The sequence below is a fragment of the Asaia sp. A2 genome, from assembly GCF_057319415.1.
Genome location: NZ_JBXWTO010000002.1, coordinates 104943 through 121970, shown reverse-complemented (window position 1 = coordinate 121970; position 17028 = coordinate 104943). Strand labels below are relative to the sequence as shown.

At 58.4% G+C, this 17028-nt stretch carries 16 protein-coding genes and 1 tRNA gene; 8 read left to right on the top strand and 9 right to left on the bottom strand.

Features of this window, described 5'->3' with window-relative positions; genetic code table 11:
- Nucleotides 1-153: 153 nt before the first annotated feature.
- Genes ACWNRM_RS02855 through ACWNRM_RS02845 form a run of 3 tightly spaced genes read right to left on the bottom strand, consistent with a single transcriptional unit; the run spans nucleotide 154 to nucleotide 3258 of the window.
- The gene (locus tag ACWNRM_RS02855; RefSeq protein WP_485169412.1) at nucleotides 154-1629 is read right to left on the bottom strand and encodes a glycosyltransferase family 39 protein; all 1476 of its coding nucleotides are present in this window, start codon (nucleotides 1627-1629) and stop codon (nucleotides 154-156) included.
- Nucleotides 1598-2689 (bottom strand): glycosyltransferase family 2 protein, encoded by a 1092-nt coding sequence (locus tag ACWNRM_RS02850; protein ID WP_485169411.1) that lies wholly within the window; start codon nucleotides 2687-2689, stop codon nucleotides 1598-1600. The genes ACWNRM_RS02855 and ACWNRM_RS02850 overlap by 32 nt, the downstream gene beginning before the upstream one ends.
- Complete coding sequence (locus ACWNRM_RS02845; protein WP_485169410.1) at nucleotides 2686-3258, bottom strand: Lrp/AsnC family transcriptional regulator; 573 nt, start codon at nucleotides 3256-3258, stop codon at nucleotides 2686-2688. The genes ACWNRM_RS02850 and ACWNRM_RS02845 overlap by 4 nt, the downstream gene beginning before the upstream one ends.
- Before the next feature lie 183 nt (nucleotides 3259-3441).
- On the opposite strand from ACWNRM_RS02845, the gene trxB reads away from it, so the two are divergent.
- Complete coding sequence (gene trxB / locus ACWNRM_RS02840; protein WP_485169409.1) at nucleotides 3442-4398, top strand: thioredoxin-disulfide reductase; 957 nt, start codon at nucleotides 3442-3444, stop codon at nucleotides 4396-4398.
- A 175-nt stretch (nucleotides 4399-4573) separates the two neighbouring features.
- Nucleotides 4574-5464, top strand: a complete 891-nt coding sequence (locus ACWNRM_RS02835) for a LysR family transcriptional regulator (protein ID WP_485169408.1) — start codon at nucleotides 4574-4576, stop codon at nucleotides 5462-5464.
- A 139-nt stretch (nucleotides 5465-5603) separates the two neighbouring features.
- Here ACWNRM_RS02835 and ACWNRM_RS02830 read toward each other — a convergent pair whose 3' ends face one another.
- The 3 genes from ACWNRM_RS02830 to ACWNRM_RS02820 all read right to left on the bottom strand — a co-directional run bounded on the left by ACWNRM_RS02830 (nucleotide 5604) and on the right by ACWNRM_RS02820 (nucleotide 7488).
- Nucleotides 5604-5900: an integration host factor subunit beta gene (locus ACWNRM_RS02830; RefSeq protein WP_485169407.1), complete on the bottom strand. Its 297-nt coding sequence runs from the start codon at nucleotides 5898-5900 to the stop codon at nucleotides 5604-5606.
- Between the two features lie 67 nt (nucleotides 5901-5967).
- A complete protein-coding gene (sppA, locus tag ACWNRM_RS02825) occupies nucleotides 5968-6906 on the bottom strand; it encodes a signal peptide peptidase SppA (protein ID WP_485169406.1) in 939 nt (312 codons plus the stop codon).
- Nucleotides 6907-6996: 90 nt separating this feature from the next.
- Nucleotides 6997-7488 carry a Ros/MucR family transcriptional regulator gene (locus tag ACWNRM_RS02820; RefSeq protein ID WP_485169405.1) on the bottom strand — a complete coding sequence of 164 codons (492 nt, stop codon included), beginning with the start codon at nucleotides 7486-7488 and terminating at the stop codon, nucleotides 6997-6999.
- 981 nt (nucleotides 7489-8469) lie between these two features.
- Between ACWNRM_RS02820 and ACWNRM_RS02815 the strand changes: the two genes are divergently transcribed.
- Nucleotides 8470-10593 carry an FUSC family protein gene (locus ACWNRM_RS02815; RefSeq protein WP_485172145.1) on the top strand — a complete coding sequence of 708 codons (2124 nt, stop codon included), beginning with the start codon at nucleotides 8470-8472 and terminating at the stop codon, nucleotides 10591-10593.
- A complete protein-coding gene (gene guaD, locus ACWNRM_RS02810; RefSeq protein ID WP_485172144.1) occupies nucleotides 10590-11972 on the top strand; it encodes a guanine deaminase in 1383 nt (460 codons plus the stop codon). Before ACWNRM_RS02815 ends, guaD begins: the two co-directional genes overlap by 4 nt.
- Nucleotides 11973-12001: 29 nt before the next feature.
- Here the strand turns inward: guaD and ACWNRM_RS02805 are convergent, their stop codons facing one another.
- The 3 genes from ACWNRM_RS02805 to ACWNRM_RS02795 form a co-directional block, all read right to left on the bottom strand.
- Entirely contained in the window at nucleotides 12002-13054 is a 1053-nt protein-coding gene (locus tag ACWNRM_RS02805; protein ID WP_485169403.1) for an alpha/beta hydrolase, read from the bottom strand.
- A gap of 32 nt (nucleotides 13055-13086) precedes the next feature.
- Nucleotides 13087-13446, bottom strand: coding sequence for a zinc ribbon domain-containing protein YjdM (locus tag ACWNRM_RS02800; protein ID WP_485169508.1), 360 nt, complete (start codon nucleotides 13444-13446; stop codon nucleotides 13087-13089).
- A gap of 256 nt (nucleotides 13447-13702) precedes the next feature.
- Nucleotides 13703-13792, bottom strand: a tRNA-Ser gene (locus ACWNRM_RS02795).
- Between the two features lie 279 nt (nucleotides 13793-14071).
- Between ACWNRM_RS02795 and rplU the strand changes: the two genes are divergently transcribed.
- The 4 genes from rplU to proB all read left to right on the top strand — a co-directional run bounded on the left by rplU (nucleotide 14072) and on the right by proB (nucleotide 16929).
- Complete coding sequence (rplU, locus tag ACWNRM_RS02790) at nucleotides 14072-14386, top strand: 50S ribosomal protein L21 (RefSeq protein ID WP_485169402.1); 315 nt, start codon at nucleotides 14072-14074, stop codon at nucleotides 14384-14386.
- 28 nt (nucleotides 14387-14414) lie between these two features.
- Nucleotides 14415-14681, top strand: a complete 267-nt coding sequence (rpmA, locus tag ACWNRM_RS02785; RefSeq protein WP_485169401.1) for a 50S ribosomal protein L27 — start codon at nucleotides 14415-14417, stop codon at nucleotides 14679-14681.
- A gap of 95 nt (nucleotides 14682-14776) precedes the next feature.
- On the top strand, nucleotides 14777-15796 hold the full coding sequence (obgE, locus tag ACWNRM_RS02780) for a GTPase ObgE (RefSeq protein WP_023977547.1): 1020 nt from the start codon (nucleotides 14777-14779) through the stop codon (nucleotides 15794-15796).
- The gene (gene proB / locus ACWNRM_RS02775) at nucleotides 15793-16929 is read left to right on the top strand and encodes a glutamate 5-kinase (RefSeq protein WP_485169400.1); all 1137 of its coding nucleotides are present in this window, start codon (nucleotides 15793-15795) and stop codon (nucleotides 16927-16929) included. Before obgE ends, proB begins: the two co-directional genes overlap by 4 nt.
- Nucleotides 16930-17028: the final 99 nt, after the last annotated feature.

The following is a 17028-nucleotide window of genomic DNA, read 5'->3' as shown; positions in this document are numbered from 1 at the left end:
TCTCGCCTTTTTCAGCTGCTTCTCTCAATCACTCTGCCGAAGCGCCTCAGCCCTGTTGAACGGCCGAACGAGGGGGTGTGGTGCAGGAAGGGAGCACCGGCAATGCCGCTTGGCAGCATTGATCCGGAGGATAATCACTTGGCCAGTGACATCTCAAGGGAGTTTGTACATCTTTGTCCCAACGGGCAGGTTCAGATTAATCAGACGGTAACAGATGATCGGCTGATCACGCAGCAGGCGGCAGAAACGCTTCGCTTCAGGCGCGCCGAGCCACGCTGCGGGTAGGTCCGGCTTTTCGCTCTCGCGTAGCAGCAATTGCGCCCTCGCCCCCGGATAGGCGCGTTCGCGCGCATCATGACCGCCAAGAAAACCCCAGCGGGTATCATAGCTGTATATTGGCCGATCAGGCGTCTCGTAGCGCATGATGGACGCCAAAGCATAATCGCCCGCAACAAGACTATGCCCGGGTGAGACTTCTTCCTGCACCCTGCGTGCCAGTCCGGACCAGTCTGCTGTCTGGCGGGCGATGACATCATGATGGGCCGAGAGATGGAGCGGTGCGACCATACCCTGAAGGCTGATAAGCGCGGTGATCGCAAGACCGAGGGCGCAGGCATAACCAATGCGCCGATACGTTGCCGCAGCTGCAAGAGCAGCCGCAGGATAGATCACCACCGGCCAGTTGGCCTGCACCCGCCCCCCGAAAGCGTGCTGCACGAAAACGGCAATTGGTACGATGCACAGACAGGCCAGAAGACGCGCCACTGGTTCGCGTCGTGCGCGTTTGAGACACCAGACAATGCCCATACAGAACAGCAGGAAAACCAATGGCGTAGCCAGACCGATCTGACCACCGGCCAGCTCCGCGAGAAAACTGAGTGCCTTGAGCGGGTGCCAGTCTCCTGCCCGCCCCCCCTGCTTGAGGAAGCTGGCCCAATGATGGGTAGCATTCCAGCTCAGGACAGGAGAAATCACGGCCAGCCCGACAACCGCCCCGCCAGCAAGCCACGGCCAATGACGGCGTTGCGTGGGGGTCGCCAATACCCAGAGTCCACAGGCAAAGGCTGGCAGCACCGCCGTGTATTTGCTGTCAAAGGCAAGGCCGAAAAACAATCCTGTCGCCAGCCACCAGCAAGGCTGCCCCGTGACAATCAGACGCCCCAGAGCCCATAAGGTGAGCGTCAGGAAAAAAACCAGCGGCGTATCCGGCGTGGCTGTAGCAGCCCCAAGGCCGAGCATGAGCGTGGCGTTGAGCAGCATGGACGCCCGATACCCCGCCTGAGCACTCCCCAGAAGATCGCGCCCGGCACGGACCAGAACCATCGAACCTATGAGTGCCGAGACTGGCCCAAGTACCCTGATCCCGAAAGCATCATCGCCGAACAGGGCCGTACCAAGACGGATCCATAGAGCAATCATGGGGGGATGATCGAGATAACCCGCCTGCAGATGGCGCGACCATGTCCAGTAATAGGCTTCGTCCGGTGAGACTCCCAATGTGGCAGCGAGCCCCACGCGCAGGAGGGTCAGGACAAGCAGGACACTCCAGAACAGGGCGACAAGCTGCCTTGTTTCCCCATTGGCGGGCGATACCGGCTCAGCGCCAGACGAGGGTAGAGGCAATCGCATAATTCCAGACCACACCAATCACCGCACCGGCCGCACTGGCGCGACTCCAATGCCCATGCGTGTCATAAATCAACTGGGCAACGCCGATATTGCCGAACGCCCCGATCGTGGCACCAATGACGAAGATACACAGACCCGGCAGCCATCGTCGTCCGCGCAAAGGGCGGTCGAGATAGGTAATGCGATTATTGAGCTGAAAGTTGACAAGAATCGCGCAGGCCGTCCCGAGCACCTGACTCACCTGAAAATCAGCTCCCGAGAATCGCGCCAGTTCCGAAACAATCAGATTGACCGCAATTCCGATCAGCCCCACAGCCGCAAAAATGATGAAGCGTGTTGGCAGCCAACCGCCGCAGGCACGCTCGATCAGCATGCCCAGAAACTGCACCATTACCAGCGGGCTGAGCTTGCTCTCACCCGACACACGCGGGCGAAAGACAAATGGCACCTCGACCAGACGGGTCCTGCGCGGAACAGAAAGCACGATCTCGAGCAGAATTTTGAAGCCCGTCCCGGTAAGCCGCGGGACGACCTGCTCGAACACCGCCCGCCTGACCGCGAAAAAACCGCTCATCGGATCGGAGAGCGCCATAGGCAGGAGCGATTGCGACAGCCTAATTCCGGCCTGGGACAACATATGTCGCCACCGATTCGCCAGACCGCTGCTGTCTCCGCCTTCCACATGACGACTGGCGACAGCGATATCCGCACGGTTCTCCAGCAGGGGTGCCACCAGATCGCGCAGGATCGCCTCATCATGCTGCAAATCACCATCCATCACGGCAATGACGGGAGATGTTGAGGACAAGGCGCCTTCAATCACGGCGGAAGAGAGCCCACGTCGCCCCACACGGCGTATCAGGCGAACACGCGAATCATATCGGGCAGCTTTTTCGACTGCTTTTGATGTGCCATCGGGCGAATCGTCATCAACAAAGACAATTTCCCAACGCAGACCCTCAAGCGCACGACGCACCCCTTCAATCAGGGGCGCGACATTCGCGGCTTCGTTATAGCAGGGAATGACGAGGGTCAGATCCGCCGGAAGCGGGGAAGTCATACTGGAACGCCGGCCCTGTTCAGACTGGTCCGTATGGTCTGCAATGTCTGCACACGCACGACATGGTCAAGATCGGTCAAGCGTTTCGTCAGGTGATTCTGATGTGCGGCATCACGGGCTACGAGGCGCACCAGAAAATCGCCTCCGCCACGTATCATGTGACATTCACGCACTTCAGCCCACCTGGCGACCTCACGCTCGAAAGCTTCGAGCACGCTGCCCTTCTGGCTCTCAAGCCCAATCAGAGCAAAGAATGTAAGGGACCAGCCGAGCCGTGAAGCATCCACATCAGCGTGGTAGCCCTCAATGACCCCGATCTCCTCAAGCCGCCTGACCCGACGCAGACAGGGTGGCGCAGAGATGCCGGTGCGGCGTGCAAGCTCGACATTGGTCATGCGGCCGTCACGCTGCAATTCGGCGACGATCTGACGATCGATCGAATCCAGATCAACGATCGTCGTGCTGGACGATCCCGGAGGGAGACCGGCCGCCGATGACTCGCCTCGCGCCGAGGCGTCGTGATGAGCGGCTTTATGGGAGAAATGGTCGTCAGGATCGTTGTCAGTCATCGTCACCGTGAGGGTCGAGCAAAACTAGTCGGTTGGCAGGCGCGCAGCATCACCTATATCTGCATCCTGACCCGAGAGCCATGTCTCTTCGCATTTGTGTTGTCACTTCGGTTCGGGGCGTCGATACCCGGCTTTCATCGCAACCGATCCAGTCTAACGCCTACCAGTTCGAGGACATTCCCAGTGAGCCAAAGTTTCAGGACCGACCTGCTTGTCATCGGCGCCGGCCCGGCAGGCTATACCGCTGCCATCTATGCCGCACGCGCCAATCTCAAGCCGATTCTTGTGGCTGGCCTGCAACCGGGCGGCCAGTTGACCATAACAACGGACGTGGAAAACTATCCCGGCTTTGCGGAACCGGTTCAGGGCCCCTGGCTGGTAGAGCAGATGCGCCTCCAGGCAGAGCATGTCGGCACCGAGATACATTATGACCTGATCACGGACTGCGCGTTCAACGACAAGACAGAAGATGGCTATTTTTGCCTGAAGGCAGATTCCGGAGCCGACTATCTGGCACGTACTGTCGTGATCGCGACAGGAGCCCAGGCAAAATGGCTTGGCCTGCCCTCTGAAGCCAGACTGCAGAGCGGCGGCGTCTCGGCCTGCGCCACCTGCGATGGTTTTTTCTATCGTGGAAAGAGAGTCGCAGTGATCGGCGGCGGCAATACGGCGGTCGAGGAGGCGCTCTATCTCACGCACCATGCTGATCATGTGACGCTGGTTCATCGACGCGACAGCTTGCGTGCAGAACGCATCCTGCAGGATCGTCTCTTTGCCAATCCCAAGATCACTGTGCTGTGGGACAATGCGGTCGAAGAGATTCTCGGTGCCGGCAAGCCCGAGACAGTGTGTGGCATACGACTACGCAACACCCGTAATGGCTCGGAACAGACGCTTGATGTCGATGGTGTGTTCGTGGCGATTGGCCACAGCCCCAACACCGAACCGTTCCGCGAAACGCTGGAGTGCGATTCCGAAGGCTACATCATCACGGTGCCTGGCAGCACAAAAACCTCAGTCGAAGGCGTGTTTGCCGCTGGCGACGTACAGGACAAGAAATTCAGGCAGGCTATCACGGCAGCCGGTACCGGATGCATGGCAGCGCTGGAAGCCGAGCATCTTCTGGCTGGACTTTCCTGACATTTCGATCGTTATTCTTGCGTAAGAGTTGCTGCACAAAATGACTTGGCAGGGCCGTAGAATGCTGCCAAGTCATACCAATCAACATTTGATGACCATCAGACACGCAGTCGGAAATCTTACCCGTTTGCGCCCTCTTTCTGACGTGGTCGGGGACGAGCTCTAGGAAAGCCGCATGGACTGGGACAAATTACGCATATTCCATGCGGTTGCCGAGGCAGGCTCATTCACCCATGCCGGCGACAGACTCAATCTGAGCCAGTCAGCTGTCTCACGCCAGATATCGGCTCTTGAAGAGACGCTGAATGTTCCGCTCTTTCATCGCCATGCACGTGGCCTGATCCTGACGGAACAGGGCGAGACACTCAACCACACCGTTCGGGAAGTGTTTTCAAAGCTTTCCCTGACTCAGGCCTACCTGAGTGAGAGCAAGGTCAAGGCCAAGGGTGAGCTCAAGATTACCACGACCTCAGGATTTGGCCTCGGCTGGCTCGCCCCCAAACTCCAGCGCTTTCTGGCGCTTCACCCCGATATCGAGGTGAGCCTGATCATGGAAGATACGGATCTCGACCTTGGCATGCGTGAGGCCGATGTTGCCATACGGATGCATCCGCCGCGTCAGGCTGATCTGATTCAGCGCCATCTGGCCAATTTTGCGATGCCCATCTACTCCAGCCAAGCCTATCTGGATCGGTACGGCGTTCCGAATAGCATTGCGGAGCTCGGCCAACATCACCTGGTCGGCTTCGCCGGCATATCCCCCCCTCTGCCCGATGCATTCTGGCTGCTCGAACTGGTTCGCAGGCAGTGTCACGGCTCAGTCCGGAACAAGCTGGAAATCAATAGCTTCCCGGCCATTGCGACGGCAATTGCCAATGGTGCAGGGATCGGGTCGGTGCCCACCTATCTGGCGCAGGCCCACCCTGAACTCATCCGTATTCTGGAGCATGAGCCCATACCAACGGTCGAGGCGTTCTTCGTCTACCCGGAAGAACTCAAGATGTCGAAACGCATCACAGTGCTTCGTGATTTTCTTCTGAGTGAAATTCAGGCCGGACGACACTGACGGCGAAGGGCTGATATGGGCGTGCTGTTCTCAAGACAAAAACGCGCGCACATCGTCAGATCAAGGCATATCCGTCCCGAAGCGGAGCGCCAACAAATCCTCCCAAGATGCCCCACGAGGGACACAGTACTGATACCAGTCAGCCGCGCTTCCCTGCATGGGTATTGACGCGCTCGCGCAATTCCTTGCCTGCCTTGAAGAAAGGAATGGTTTTTTCTTCCACCGAGACCGCAGAGCCAGTCCGCGGATTACGGCCTTGCCGGGCATCACGCTTCTTGACCACGAAAGCGCCAAAACCGCGAATCTCGACCCTGTCGCCGCGCGCCAACGCGCCAGAGATTTCCGAAAGAATGGTATGCACGATCATCTCGATATGACGTGCGCCAAGATGGGGATGCGCCGCAGAGAGTTCGGCAATGAGTTCGGATTTCGTCATCAGTAGCTATGCAAGCTCTCGGAAACAGGGGGCGAACCTTTCGATCCGCCCGTCATCACTCGGAAGATCACCGTGGCAAAATCGAGACCGCACCGTCAAGACTCTGATAATCAACCGCGCGCTGTATTGCATCGGGCAAACCCGGAAATGAGCCGGCGTAGCGATGGAAAAGGCGCTCGACGGCGTTACGGGCCGGTTTATCAGCAGATAGTTTTCTGACAGGCAGGTCCTTGCCGTTTCTGATCTGCCCATGAAGCCACGCTGCTGCCTGATCCTCATCCCCGATCTGGTCGATGAGATGAAGCGCTACAGCCTGGCGTCCCGTATAAGGGCGGCCATCAGCCAGCTGGCGTATCTCCTCGATCGGGCGATGACGCCCCTTCGCCACCATCGAGACAAACTGGTCGAACAAGTCATCCACGATGCCCTGTAACATTTGCCGACCCTCCGGCTTGAGTGCCGTGAAAGGCTGGGACTGATCCTTCATCGGGCCTGAAGTAATCGTATCAGCTGTGATACCGATATGATCAAGGAGAACCGAGGCATCGGGACGGATCATGATAACCCCGATCGACCCCGTAATGGAGGAAGGGTATGCAAAAAGGCGCTGCGCCGGCACAGCAATCATGTAGCCGGCTGAGGCCGCAACCCCCTGCATGGAAACAGCCACCGGCTTGTGGCTGGCAAATCGGGCTACAGCATCATGCAGCGCCTCCCCTCCGGTCACACCCCCTCCGGGGCTGTCAATCACCAACAGCAATGCCTTGATGTGCGGGTCACGCTCGGCCTTTTGCAAAGCCTCCACGACCGGGCGCATATTATTGCCAATGACCCCATTGATTTCCAGCCGGCCGATGGCATCCGTCGGCGTGCGGTACCTGCCAGGAATCAACATGATCATGACGATCGCGATCAGCGCAGCGACCGCAATGCCTCGCCAAAGCAACAGACGACGACGCTGGTGTAGAAGGGCCATACCGACATCCGGGGGATTGAGCTCTGTCATCGGCATTGTTTCCCATCAGGCAAATAAAAAAGGCAACCCATCGCAGGATGGGTTGCCTTTTGCAGCACGTCTACAGGATAAATTACTGTATCAGGCCTTTTTTGCACGACCGCGACGGACTGTGCGCTCTTCACCTTCGCTCCCTTCCTCAACAGGCGCGCGCGAAGCTGCATCAGCACCGGCATTGATCTTGCGGCCAAGACCGATTTCACGGGCGAGATGCGAGCGGCGCTCAGCGTAATTCGGTGCAACCAGCGGGTAATCGCTCGGCAGCCCCCAACGCTCGCGATACTGCTCCGGCGTCATGCCGTAAGCACTCTGAAGGTGACGCTTCAGCATCTTGAGCTTCTTACCGTCTTCAAGGCAGACGATGTAATCAGGGAAAACAGAGCGCTTGATCGGCACAGCAGGCTGGGGACGTTCAGGCTCCGGGTCGGCCTGACCAGCACCCTGGAGTGCATTGTATACTTGCTTGATCATACCTGGCAGGTCATCGCCAGCGATCGAATTGTTGGCAACGTGAGAGGAGACGATCTGGGCCGTCAACTCAAGCAAGGCGACGTTGGTTTCTGACTCTGACATTTATTTTCTCTTTGTTGAAGTTTAACTGCTTTAACAGGTTCTTTTATAGCATCGATTTTTTGAGGTAAATAGGTTTAACGATCTATCTTTTCTTTTTTATACTTTTGACCGAATTTCGTTAAAACTGGCTTGATCAGATAGTTTTCCCCCTCACGCAGCAAGAAGAAAAACTTATTCGACGCCTTTTTCTGCGAGCACCCTTTCGTTTACCATAAATATTCGTGAAACTCATATACTATAAATTTGTAAACCTTTTGATAATTCAGGGAGATCTCTCCGAAAATAAATATGCCTCAAATTCCATCTCTGCGAACTCAAGCAATTATTGTATAATTAACGATTTTTCTTGCTGTACATTTGCCGCCGATGACCACTCCCCAGTACCCAGAATAGCCCGCAGATCATGCAAGGCCTATGTCCAAGGCAGGCGTTTTGTTCATAGGTCATGCGAACCCCGGTTGCGGCGATCAGCGATAACGCCACTGTGACGCGACGGGTGCACAGTCGGCTTTCTGTATTTACATTCCGTTACTCACAGAACTCCGATCATACTCGGCAGTGATAGGTAATACCGTACTTCATCCGCCAATAACTGCCTCACACCGTCACGCGCTTGCTGGAGTGCTCTATGGGTGCACAAGATCGCCTGTTGTGGAATAACGATCGTTAACCATTTGGCAAGTTTAAGGCTTCCCCTGCTTGCGCTCTCACGGAGCACCCCCTCTGAAAGGCTGCCTGTTTCGTTGAATAGGCAGTAATTTGGCAACTGTTACGCATTACTTATTCTTAAGGCTGCTCCGGGCCACGTGTGCTTTTCTTCCTCTGGGTGCCCTGCCATCATAGTCGAACGCTTATCCGGGCACCCTCTTTTCACGCCGGCTCCAGTCGTTCAGAACGCGGTCTTATTCCTTGCCTCTTTTCTCCCTTCTTCGCTCCTCGGGCGTTCGCTTTGGCAGAAGCTTCTCCTTGGCCGGGAGAATCGTGCCCACTTTCCAGGACGCGTTTGGGCGGGGTCGCTGGGGGTGGCTTTTTGCGCCCTCTGCCCAATCACTCGAATTCGCGCTGCGCAATACGATCGCCGCCCTGCTGGCACTCGGCATTGCCATGTGGATGGAACTTGATAGCCCTATTTGGGCCACCATGACTGTCTGGGCAGTAGCGCAGGGAACACGCGGTGAGAGTCTCTCCAAGGCGCGCTGGCGTATCGTCGGAACGGTTATCGGGGCTGTTGCAGCGATTGGGCTCTTCACCGTATTCCCGCAACAGCCTTTGCTTTTCTTCCTCACTCTGGCGCTCTGGATGGGCCTCTGCGCCGGACTTGCGACATTTGTCAGTAATTTCCGTGCCTACGCCCTGGTGCTGTCGGGCTACACCTGCGCAATTATTGCCATGGGCGCCGTCTACGATCCCGAAAACGTCTTCATGATCGCGGTGTCACGATCCACCTATATTGCACTCGGTGTGGTCTGCGAGGCCGGGATGGGCCTTGTTTTCGCCACCAGTCAGGAACGTCAGGCGCGACAGGCTGTCCGGACAAAACTGCAGACAGCCCTTTCACTCGTTTCGCTTTCAATCGCCGATATCCTGTCGGACGCAGCGACGACCCAGCGCAAGGCACGCGAGCTTTTCGCAACCATATTGCGCCTAAACAGTGAAATTGAATTTGCCGAAATCGAAATGGGGCCTCATGGACATGAGGGCGATCACGCTCGTGCAGCGCTTGCTGCTGTGTCTATCCTCCTTTCACGAGGTTTTGGGATGGCTGCGCGACTGGCCGCCCTTTCCCATAGCCACGGCAGTTTTCGCGAGACCTCTCATGATGCCCAGGTTTTCTTGCGCGGGCTGGAAGAACGGCTACGCAATGCGGAGCCTGTTCAGAGCATTCTCGCTGACCTTCACCTCCTGATTGAGTCATGTCGCGTTCATGCTGCGCCATTCCTCAGGGCAGATCATGAGGATGCTTCGGGACTCGGCCCCGTGGATGAGCGCGTACTGCATGTCGCCCTCGGAGAACTTCTCAACGATCTCGAAATCGCAATCATAGAATACGATGCGAGCACGCATCTGATCCCTCGTGATCGTTTCCACTTCAGGCTGCAAACACATCGTGACCCGCGCAATGCCATCAACAACGGGCTCCGTGTCATGGCAGCAATTCTCTTCACAGCGCTGGTCTGGGAAGTCACTGCATGGCCGAACGGGACCGGTTTCATTTCGATGACCTCGCTCATCTGTGGTCTGTTTGCCACGCAGGAAAACCCTGTTCTGGGAACAACCGCCTTTCTCAAGGGTACCATCTGGTCTGTGATTGCCGGTGGCATTCTGACGTTCGTCTTCGTGCCGAAATTTGACACCTACGAGATGTTCATCATGGCCTTCGGACCCGCGATGTTCATCGGCGGCCTGGCCCGTGCCAACGCGGCCACTGCTGGCGCCGCTGCGGCATATGGCCTGCTCATGCCGAGCATGGTCAATGTGCAGAACCATCACCGACTCGATGAGATCGCCTTTTATAACGGCGCAATGGGTACCGTCATGGCAGCCTGCGCGGCCGTGCTGGTATTTCATACGTTCCTGCCGTTCAGCCCCCAGGCTGAGCGCCTGCGCCTGCGACGGCAGATGCTGGGAGAACTGCGCTCGCTATGTCACCTCGACAAGGCGCCGGAGACCCGGCAGTGGATCGGACGTAATATCGATCGTTTTGCACGCCTGATCCGCCATGCTGGCCCCTCCCCGCTCCCCATCGTCGAGAGTTACCTGCAGGGCACACTGGCCGTCATGACAGTTGGTCTGAATGCCATCCGGCTGCGCACATTGCTCGACCGGGAGCACCTTCCGGTGACCGCAAGACGCCCTATCGAACTGTTGCTGGACCGGATGGAATATACTCGCGATCGCCATGATCGTCCGGCCCGGGTGGCGGCCGCTGCGGTGCGACGCCTGCGTGCACTAGACCAGACCGAGAAAGACCAGGTGACACGCCTCGAACTTATCCGGGGCATTTCCTATCTGATCGTGATACGCGATGAACTTGTGGCCAACGCGGCTTTTCTGGATGAGACACAGGCCTTCACCAGCCGGGAACTTCTTGCAGAGGTCAAATGACCCCCGTGCCGTCAGATTTCGGGAATTCAGACATCGTAACGATCAATACCTCGGGCTCCTGCCCTGTCCCACAGCGCGTCGCCCTGCGTGGCACTGTTCTGCGTTTTGTCGGCAACCCGTTTGATATGCCTCCTGAGGAAGCACTGCGGCACGATACGGATGGTCTCGTTATTATCGAAAAGGGCCATATCAGTGCCGTGGGATCCTACGCGCAACTCGGTCCGCAACTCGGCTGTGACGTCTCACTTGTTGATCATCGCGACAAGCTGATCGGACCGGGCTTTATCGATACCCATGTGCATTATCCGCAATACGGAGTCATTGCTTCCTACGGTGAGCAGCTGCTCACCTGGCTCGAACGCTATGTTTTCCCTGAAGAGCGTCGCTTTGCCGAACTGGCCTACGCCCAGCGCATTGCTTCTGCCTTTCTTGACGACATGCTGGATCAGGGGACAACCACCGCAGCCGTTTATTGCACGGTCCATCCTGAATCGGTCGAGGCATTTTTCAGGGAATCATCGAGGCGCAACACCCGCATGATAGCGGGCAAGGTTCTCATGGATCGTCATGCGCCGGATTACCTGCGTGATACTGCGCAAAGCGGTTACGACGATTCCCGGCGTCTGATCGACAGATGGCACGGCCAGGGCCGTCAGCTCTATGCCGTCACACCGCGCTTTGCCCCGACCAGCACAGAAGCCCAGCTGGAACTGGCCGGCACGCTGCTGGATACGGTACCTGACCTGTTCATGCAGACGCATCTGCTGGAAAACCTGCGCGAGGAGGCATGGGTAAAATCGCTCTTCCCTCATCGCGCCGGTTATCTCGATGTTTATGATCAGGCGGGTCTTGTGCGGCCACGCAGCATTTTCGGCCATGCTGTCCATGTCACAGAGGCGGATCTGACGCGCTGCGCCCATGCGGGCTGCACGCTTGCCCACTGCCCGACATCGAATGCTTTTCTGGGTAGCGGCGCTTTTCGGCTTTTCGACGCCTTGCGACCTGATCGGCGCGTACATGTCGGGTTGGGCACCGATATCGGCGGCGGAAACAGCCTCTCAATGCTGCGTGTGATGAACGACGCCTATTGCGCTGCACAGTCACATGGAACGAGTCTGCATCCGGTGCAGGCCTACTGGCTGGCAACCGTCGGGGCAGCGCAGGCGCTGGGGCTACAGCATCAGATTGGCCAGGTGGAGCCCGGGCTCGAGGCTGATCTTTGCGTGATGGACCCTTATGCGACGCCCCTAATGGCGCAACGTGCGAAACGTGCCGAAACGGTGTCAGATCTGCTTTTTGCGCTTTCCATGCTGGGGGACGACAGAGCAATAAGCGCCACTTATGTCATGGGGCGAAGGCATCAGCGCCCAACCCCCTGAAACGCCCCCCAACCCGGCACGATCAGAACTCAGATGGCACGGATCAGCCCGTACTGAGTAAGCCAGGAGTCATACCACCCTGGCCAGCGCGCGGTGACCTGATCAGGCTCACCCATACCGAAGCCATGTCCGCCTGTGGGCAGGCGATGGTAATCGACAGATGTCCCTATCGCCTCGCAGGTCTGGGCCATCAGCGCAGCGTTATAGGGGTTTGCGATACGGTCATTATCCGCCTGGGTCAGAAACACAGGTGGATAACCCGGCCTGACATGACTTTGCACCGACCACAGACGCGCCAGATCGGGGGCTGCATCGACGCCCACAAGATCCCGATGCGTCGCGGTGTGATCATAGGGCTTCTCAAGCGTGATCACAGGGTAGATCAGGGCAGCGCCAGCCGGCTTCGGCACGGATATCTTTGCAAGGAGGGACGCAAACGGACCTTCTCCGTGCCATTGCGAGGCCGCCATCCCCATAAGATGGCCTCCAGCCGAGAAGCCGAGCAAACTGATACGCGCCTTGTCTATACCGTCACGACGCGCATGGCGCCCGATAAGGGCAAGCGCACGACGAGCATCCTGCAAGGGAGCAAGCGGACCCTCTGCCCATCCCTCACCCGGCAGACGATAGACCAGCACATAGGCGGTCACGCCACGGGCCGAGAGCCAGTGTGCAGCAGGATAGGCCTCACGCTTCATGCCGATGCGTTGATACCCGCCCCCTGCCGCGATGAGTACCGCACTGCCATTGGGGCGGTCCGGGCGAAAGATCTCAAGGCGAGGCTCGGTGATGTTGTAAAGAGCGCCTTTGGCCGTCGCCTGTTCCGGTCCGCTCGGACCACCTCCACCAGGTGGCGTCTCGGGCCAGAGCGCAATCTGCTCTGGCGATCGCGAGCGGGACGGCCCGTGACATCCTGTCAGAGCTGCGGCGGAGAATGCGAGAGAGGAGGTCAGCACCCGGCGGCGGTTGAGCGCACTCTTCGCCTCGGCTGGCCCCTCGTTCGCAGCGGTCAGACCATGAACGGCACCTTGCTCCGCCATTGCGATAGCGGGTCTGAAACTTCCGGGCGCTTTACGCGACATGCGGCTTCCTTCCTGCTTGTCGCGAACGGCGCTCAGGCCTTTCGGACGAATTCCGATTTGAGATTCATCCCGCCAATCCCGGGAATCTTGCAAGACAGATTGTGCCCATCGCTGGCATCGACAAGACGGATCCCCTTGATCTTGGTGCCGCCCTTGATGACCGACGACGATCCCTTGACCTTGAGATCCTTGATGATGGTCACTGTATCGCCATCAGCAAGCACATTACCATTGGCGTCGCGCACCGTCGCATCCTCGCCAGCCTGGGCTGCACCATCCGAGGCACCGCTCTCGACGCTCCACTCCAGCGCACATTCAGGGCAGACCCAGAGTCCACCGTCCTGATAAATATGTTCACAACCACATTGAGGGCAGATATCGCTTTTCACGATCTTGTCTTCCTGTTCCTGTTGGGCGCCTCACAATCGTGGGATGGAAGGCCGCTTTTGATTTGCTTGTCAGGAAAGCGTCTACATCCAACAGGGTCCGAATTACCAGACTTGCACGGGGAATTACCTCTCATGGCGTCTAAGGCTCATGGAGATGCTACGGCACGAACTCACGCATCCTGACAGAACGCAGGATCAAAGGGATGAGATGCAACTTGAGGGAGCTGGGGCGATCTGTAGAACCCTTCAAAATAGGGTCTGGCGGAGAGGGTGGGATTCGAACCCACGGTGCCCGTGAAGGCACAACGGTTTTCGAGACCGTCCCAATCGACCACTCTGGCACCTCTCCGTAGCAGGATCACCTGGTCGTGGGCGGCTTATAAGGGCCAGATCCGGTCGCGTGCAAGAGGGGAAAATGCGATTCTTTTCATCATGCTGTCATTTCGCCCCGTTCCCCACGCGATAATGATTGACGGACGCGGCTTGCCTCCTGTAGTGAGCCCCCCTCGCGGGAGTATGCGCCTTCTGGTGCGTGGTCCGGCCAATAATAAAAAGCGACTGGGCAATGCCGACCGGGGAAAACCCTGGCAAAATTGCCAAGAGATCGGACTGATAGAGAGTTTAAGACATGTTCGCAGTCATCCGCACCGGCGGAAAGCAGTATCGCGTGGCCCCGCAGGCAACGTTGAAGGTTGAGAAGCTCGAAGCCGAAGCCGGCACGACCATCACCTTCTCCGACGTTCTGGCCGTTGGTTCCGACGCAGGCATCAAGATCGGCGCTCCGCTGGTCGCTGGCGCCACCGTCACGGCAACCGTCATCGCCCAGGACCGTCTGGACACGGTCATCATCTTCAAGAAGCGCCGCCGGCAGAACAGCCGCCGCAAGAATGGTCACCGCCAGCAAGTGACCGTCCTGCGCATCGACGCGATCAACGCAGCGTAACTGACGCTAGAGAGAAGGAGAGACCTCCATGGCACAAAAAAAGGCAGGCGGTTCGAGCCGTAACGGACGCGACAGTGCAGGCCGCCGTCTCGGCGTCAAGAAGTTCGGCGGTGAAGCCGTTCTTGCAGGCAACATCATCGTCCGCCAGCGCGGCACGAAGATGATGGCTGGCCCGAACGTTGGCGTTGGTCGTGACCACACCCTGTTCGCCCTCACCGATGGCGCTGTGAAGTTCACGCGCCGCGCTGAAGGCCGCGTCCACGTTTCCGTGACGCTGGCAGAAGCCGCAGAATAAAAGACTGGCCAATACCAGTTGACGGGAGAGGCCGGTCCGCTTGGGCCGGCCTTTCTTGTTTTGAACGATATTGTTGGACGAAGACGAGACAGACCATGAAATTCCTCGACCAGGCCAAGATCTATGTGCGCTCCGGCGATGGCGGGGATGGTGTTGTCGCGTTCCGTCGCGAAAAATACGTCGAATTCGGCGGCCCTGATGGCGGCAATGGTGGCCGCGGTGGCGACATCATTTTCCGCGCCGTGCCGAACCTGAACACCCTCATCGATTTTCGCTATACCCAGCATTTCCGTGCCCGCAAGGGCGGCAATGGCGCGGGCTCGGACCGTACCGGAGCCAAGGCCGAAACGGTCATCATCAATGTGCCGATCGGCACGCAGATTTTCGACGATGATCGTGAGACCATGCTGGCCGACCTCGATGAGGACGGCAAGGAAGTGCTGCTTTGCAAGGGCGGGGATGGCGGGTTTGGCAATGCCAATTACAAGACGAGCACCAATCGTGCGCCGCGCCGTGCTGACAAGGGCTGGCCAGGCGAGGAACGCTGGGTCTGGCTGCGCCTCAAGCTGATTGCCGATGTCGGTCTCGTGGGGCTGCCCAATGCCGGTAAATCCACCCTGCTTTCCGTCTGCTCACGGGCCAAGCCCAAGATTGCCGACTACCCCTTCACCACGCTGCACCCGCAGCTTGGCGTTGTGCGCCTTTCGGCCACGGAAGAATTCGTCATTGCCGATATTCCGGGCCTGATCGAAGGTGCGAGTGAAGGCGCAGGTCTTGGCGATCGTTTTCTTGGTCATGTCGAGCGTTGCGCCATGCTCATCCACCTTCTCGACGGCACAGAGAGCCAGCTGGTCAAGAATTACCGCATGATCCGTGGCGAGCTCGCTGCCTACGATGAGACCCTTGCTGAGAAGCCGGAAATCATCGTGCTGAACAAATGCGATGCCCTGACCAAAACCCAGATCACGGCCAAGACGAAGGCTCTTGCCAAGGCCTCTGGTGCCGAGGTGTTCACCTTGTCGGCAGCAACCCATGAAGGGCTGGCCGAGCTGTTGCGTATCGTGCAGGATCGCGTCACCCATTACCGTCTGGAAGAACGCGAGACCCATCAGTGACCAACCGACTGGCTGAAGCGCGCTGTGTTGTCATCAAGATTGGTTCGGCCCTGCTGGTCGATGCCAAGAACGCCGCGCTACGCCATCACTGGCTGAACACTGTCTGCGAGGATATTGCCCGGCTGCGCCGCCAGGGCACCGATGTCGTGGTTGTCTCTTCGGGTGCCATCGCGCTTGCGCGTGTGCGTATGGGCATGGTGGGGCGCAAGCTCCGCCTTGAGGAAAAACAGGCTGCTGCCAGTGTCGGACAGATCCAGCTTGCGCAGGCTTGGAGCGCCGCTCTGGGCCTTCAGGACCTTACCGCAGGTCAGTTGCTGCTGACCCCCGGTGACACAGAGGACCGCGAGCGTCACCTCAACGCCAGAGCGACATTACGCACCCTGCTTGGCCTGGGCTGTGTGCCGGTCATCAATGAAAACGATGCCATCGCCACGACTGAAATCCGTTTTGGCGATAATGACCGTCTGGCGGCCCGTGTCGCCCAGATGATCGGCGCTGACACGCTGATCCTGCTTTCGGACATCGATGGCCTGTACACCGCTGACCCCCGCCTCGACCCCAGGGCGGAACATCTGCCTGAGGTCGCTGCACTGACTGAGTCGATCATGGCCATGGGTGGCGCGCCCCCGCCCGGTTATTCCTCAGGCGGCATGCACACCAAATTGCTTGCGGCCCAGATTGCCACGCGTGCGGGTGCCCGCATGGCCATTGCCTCTGGCCTCTCCCCTCACCCGATCAGCCAGTTGCTCGATACCGGGCGCTGCACCTGGTTTCTGGCTGCCGAAGATGCGGGTTCGGCTCGCAAGCGCTGGCTTGCCAGTGCGCTGGAAACCAGAGGCCGCGTCATGATCGATCAGGGCGCGGTACGTGCCCTCGATCATGGCGGCTCCCTCCTGCCTGCGGGTGTAAAACAGGTCGAGGGCCGTTTCAGCCAGGGCGATCTCGTCGTTATTTGCGATGAGACCGGACAGGAAGTCGGACGCGGCCTGACCGCCTATGATGCCGACGAGTCCCGCCTGATTGCCGGCCATCGCTCTGAGGACATCGTCACCTGCCTTGGTCATACAGGTCGTGACGAGTTGATTCATCGCGATGATCTGGTTCTGATCCGCCAGCCACGCGAGAACACATAAGCCACGCGGCAAAACCGGGCTCCTGACGCGCCAGATGATCCGGCGCGCCCAGATCAACAACCGGCTTCCCTCATCGAGCACTACCCTCCCCGCGGGTCT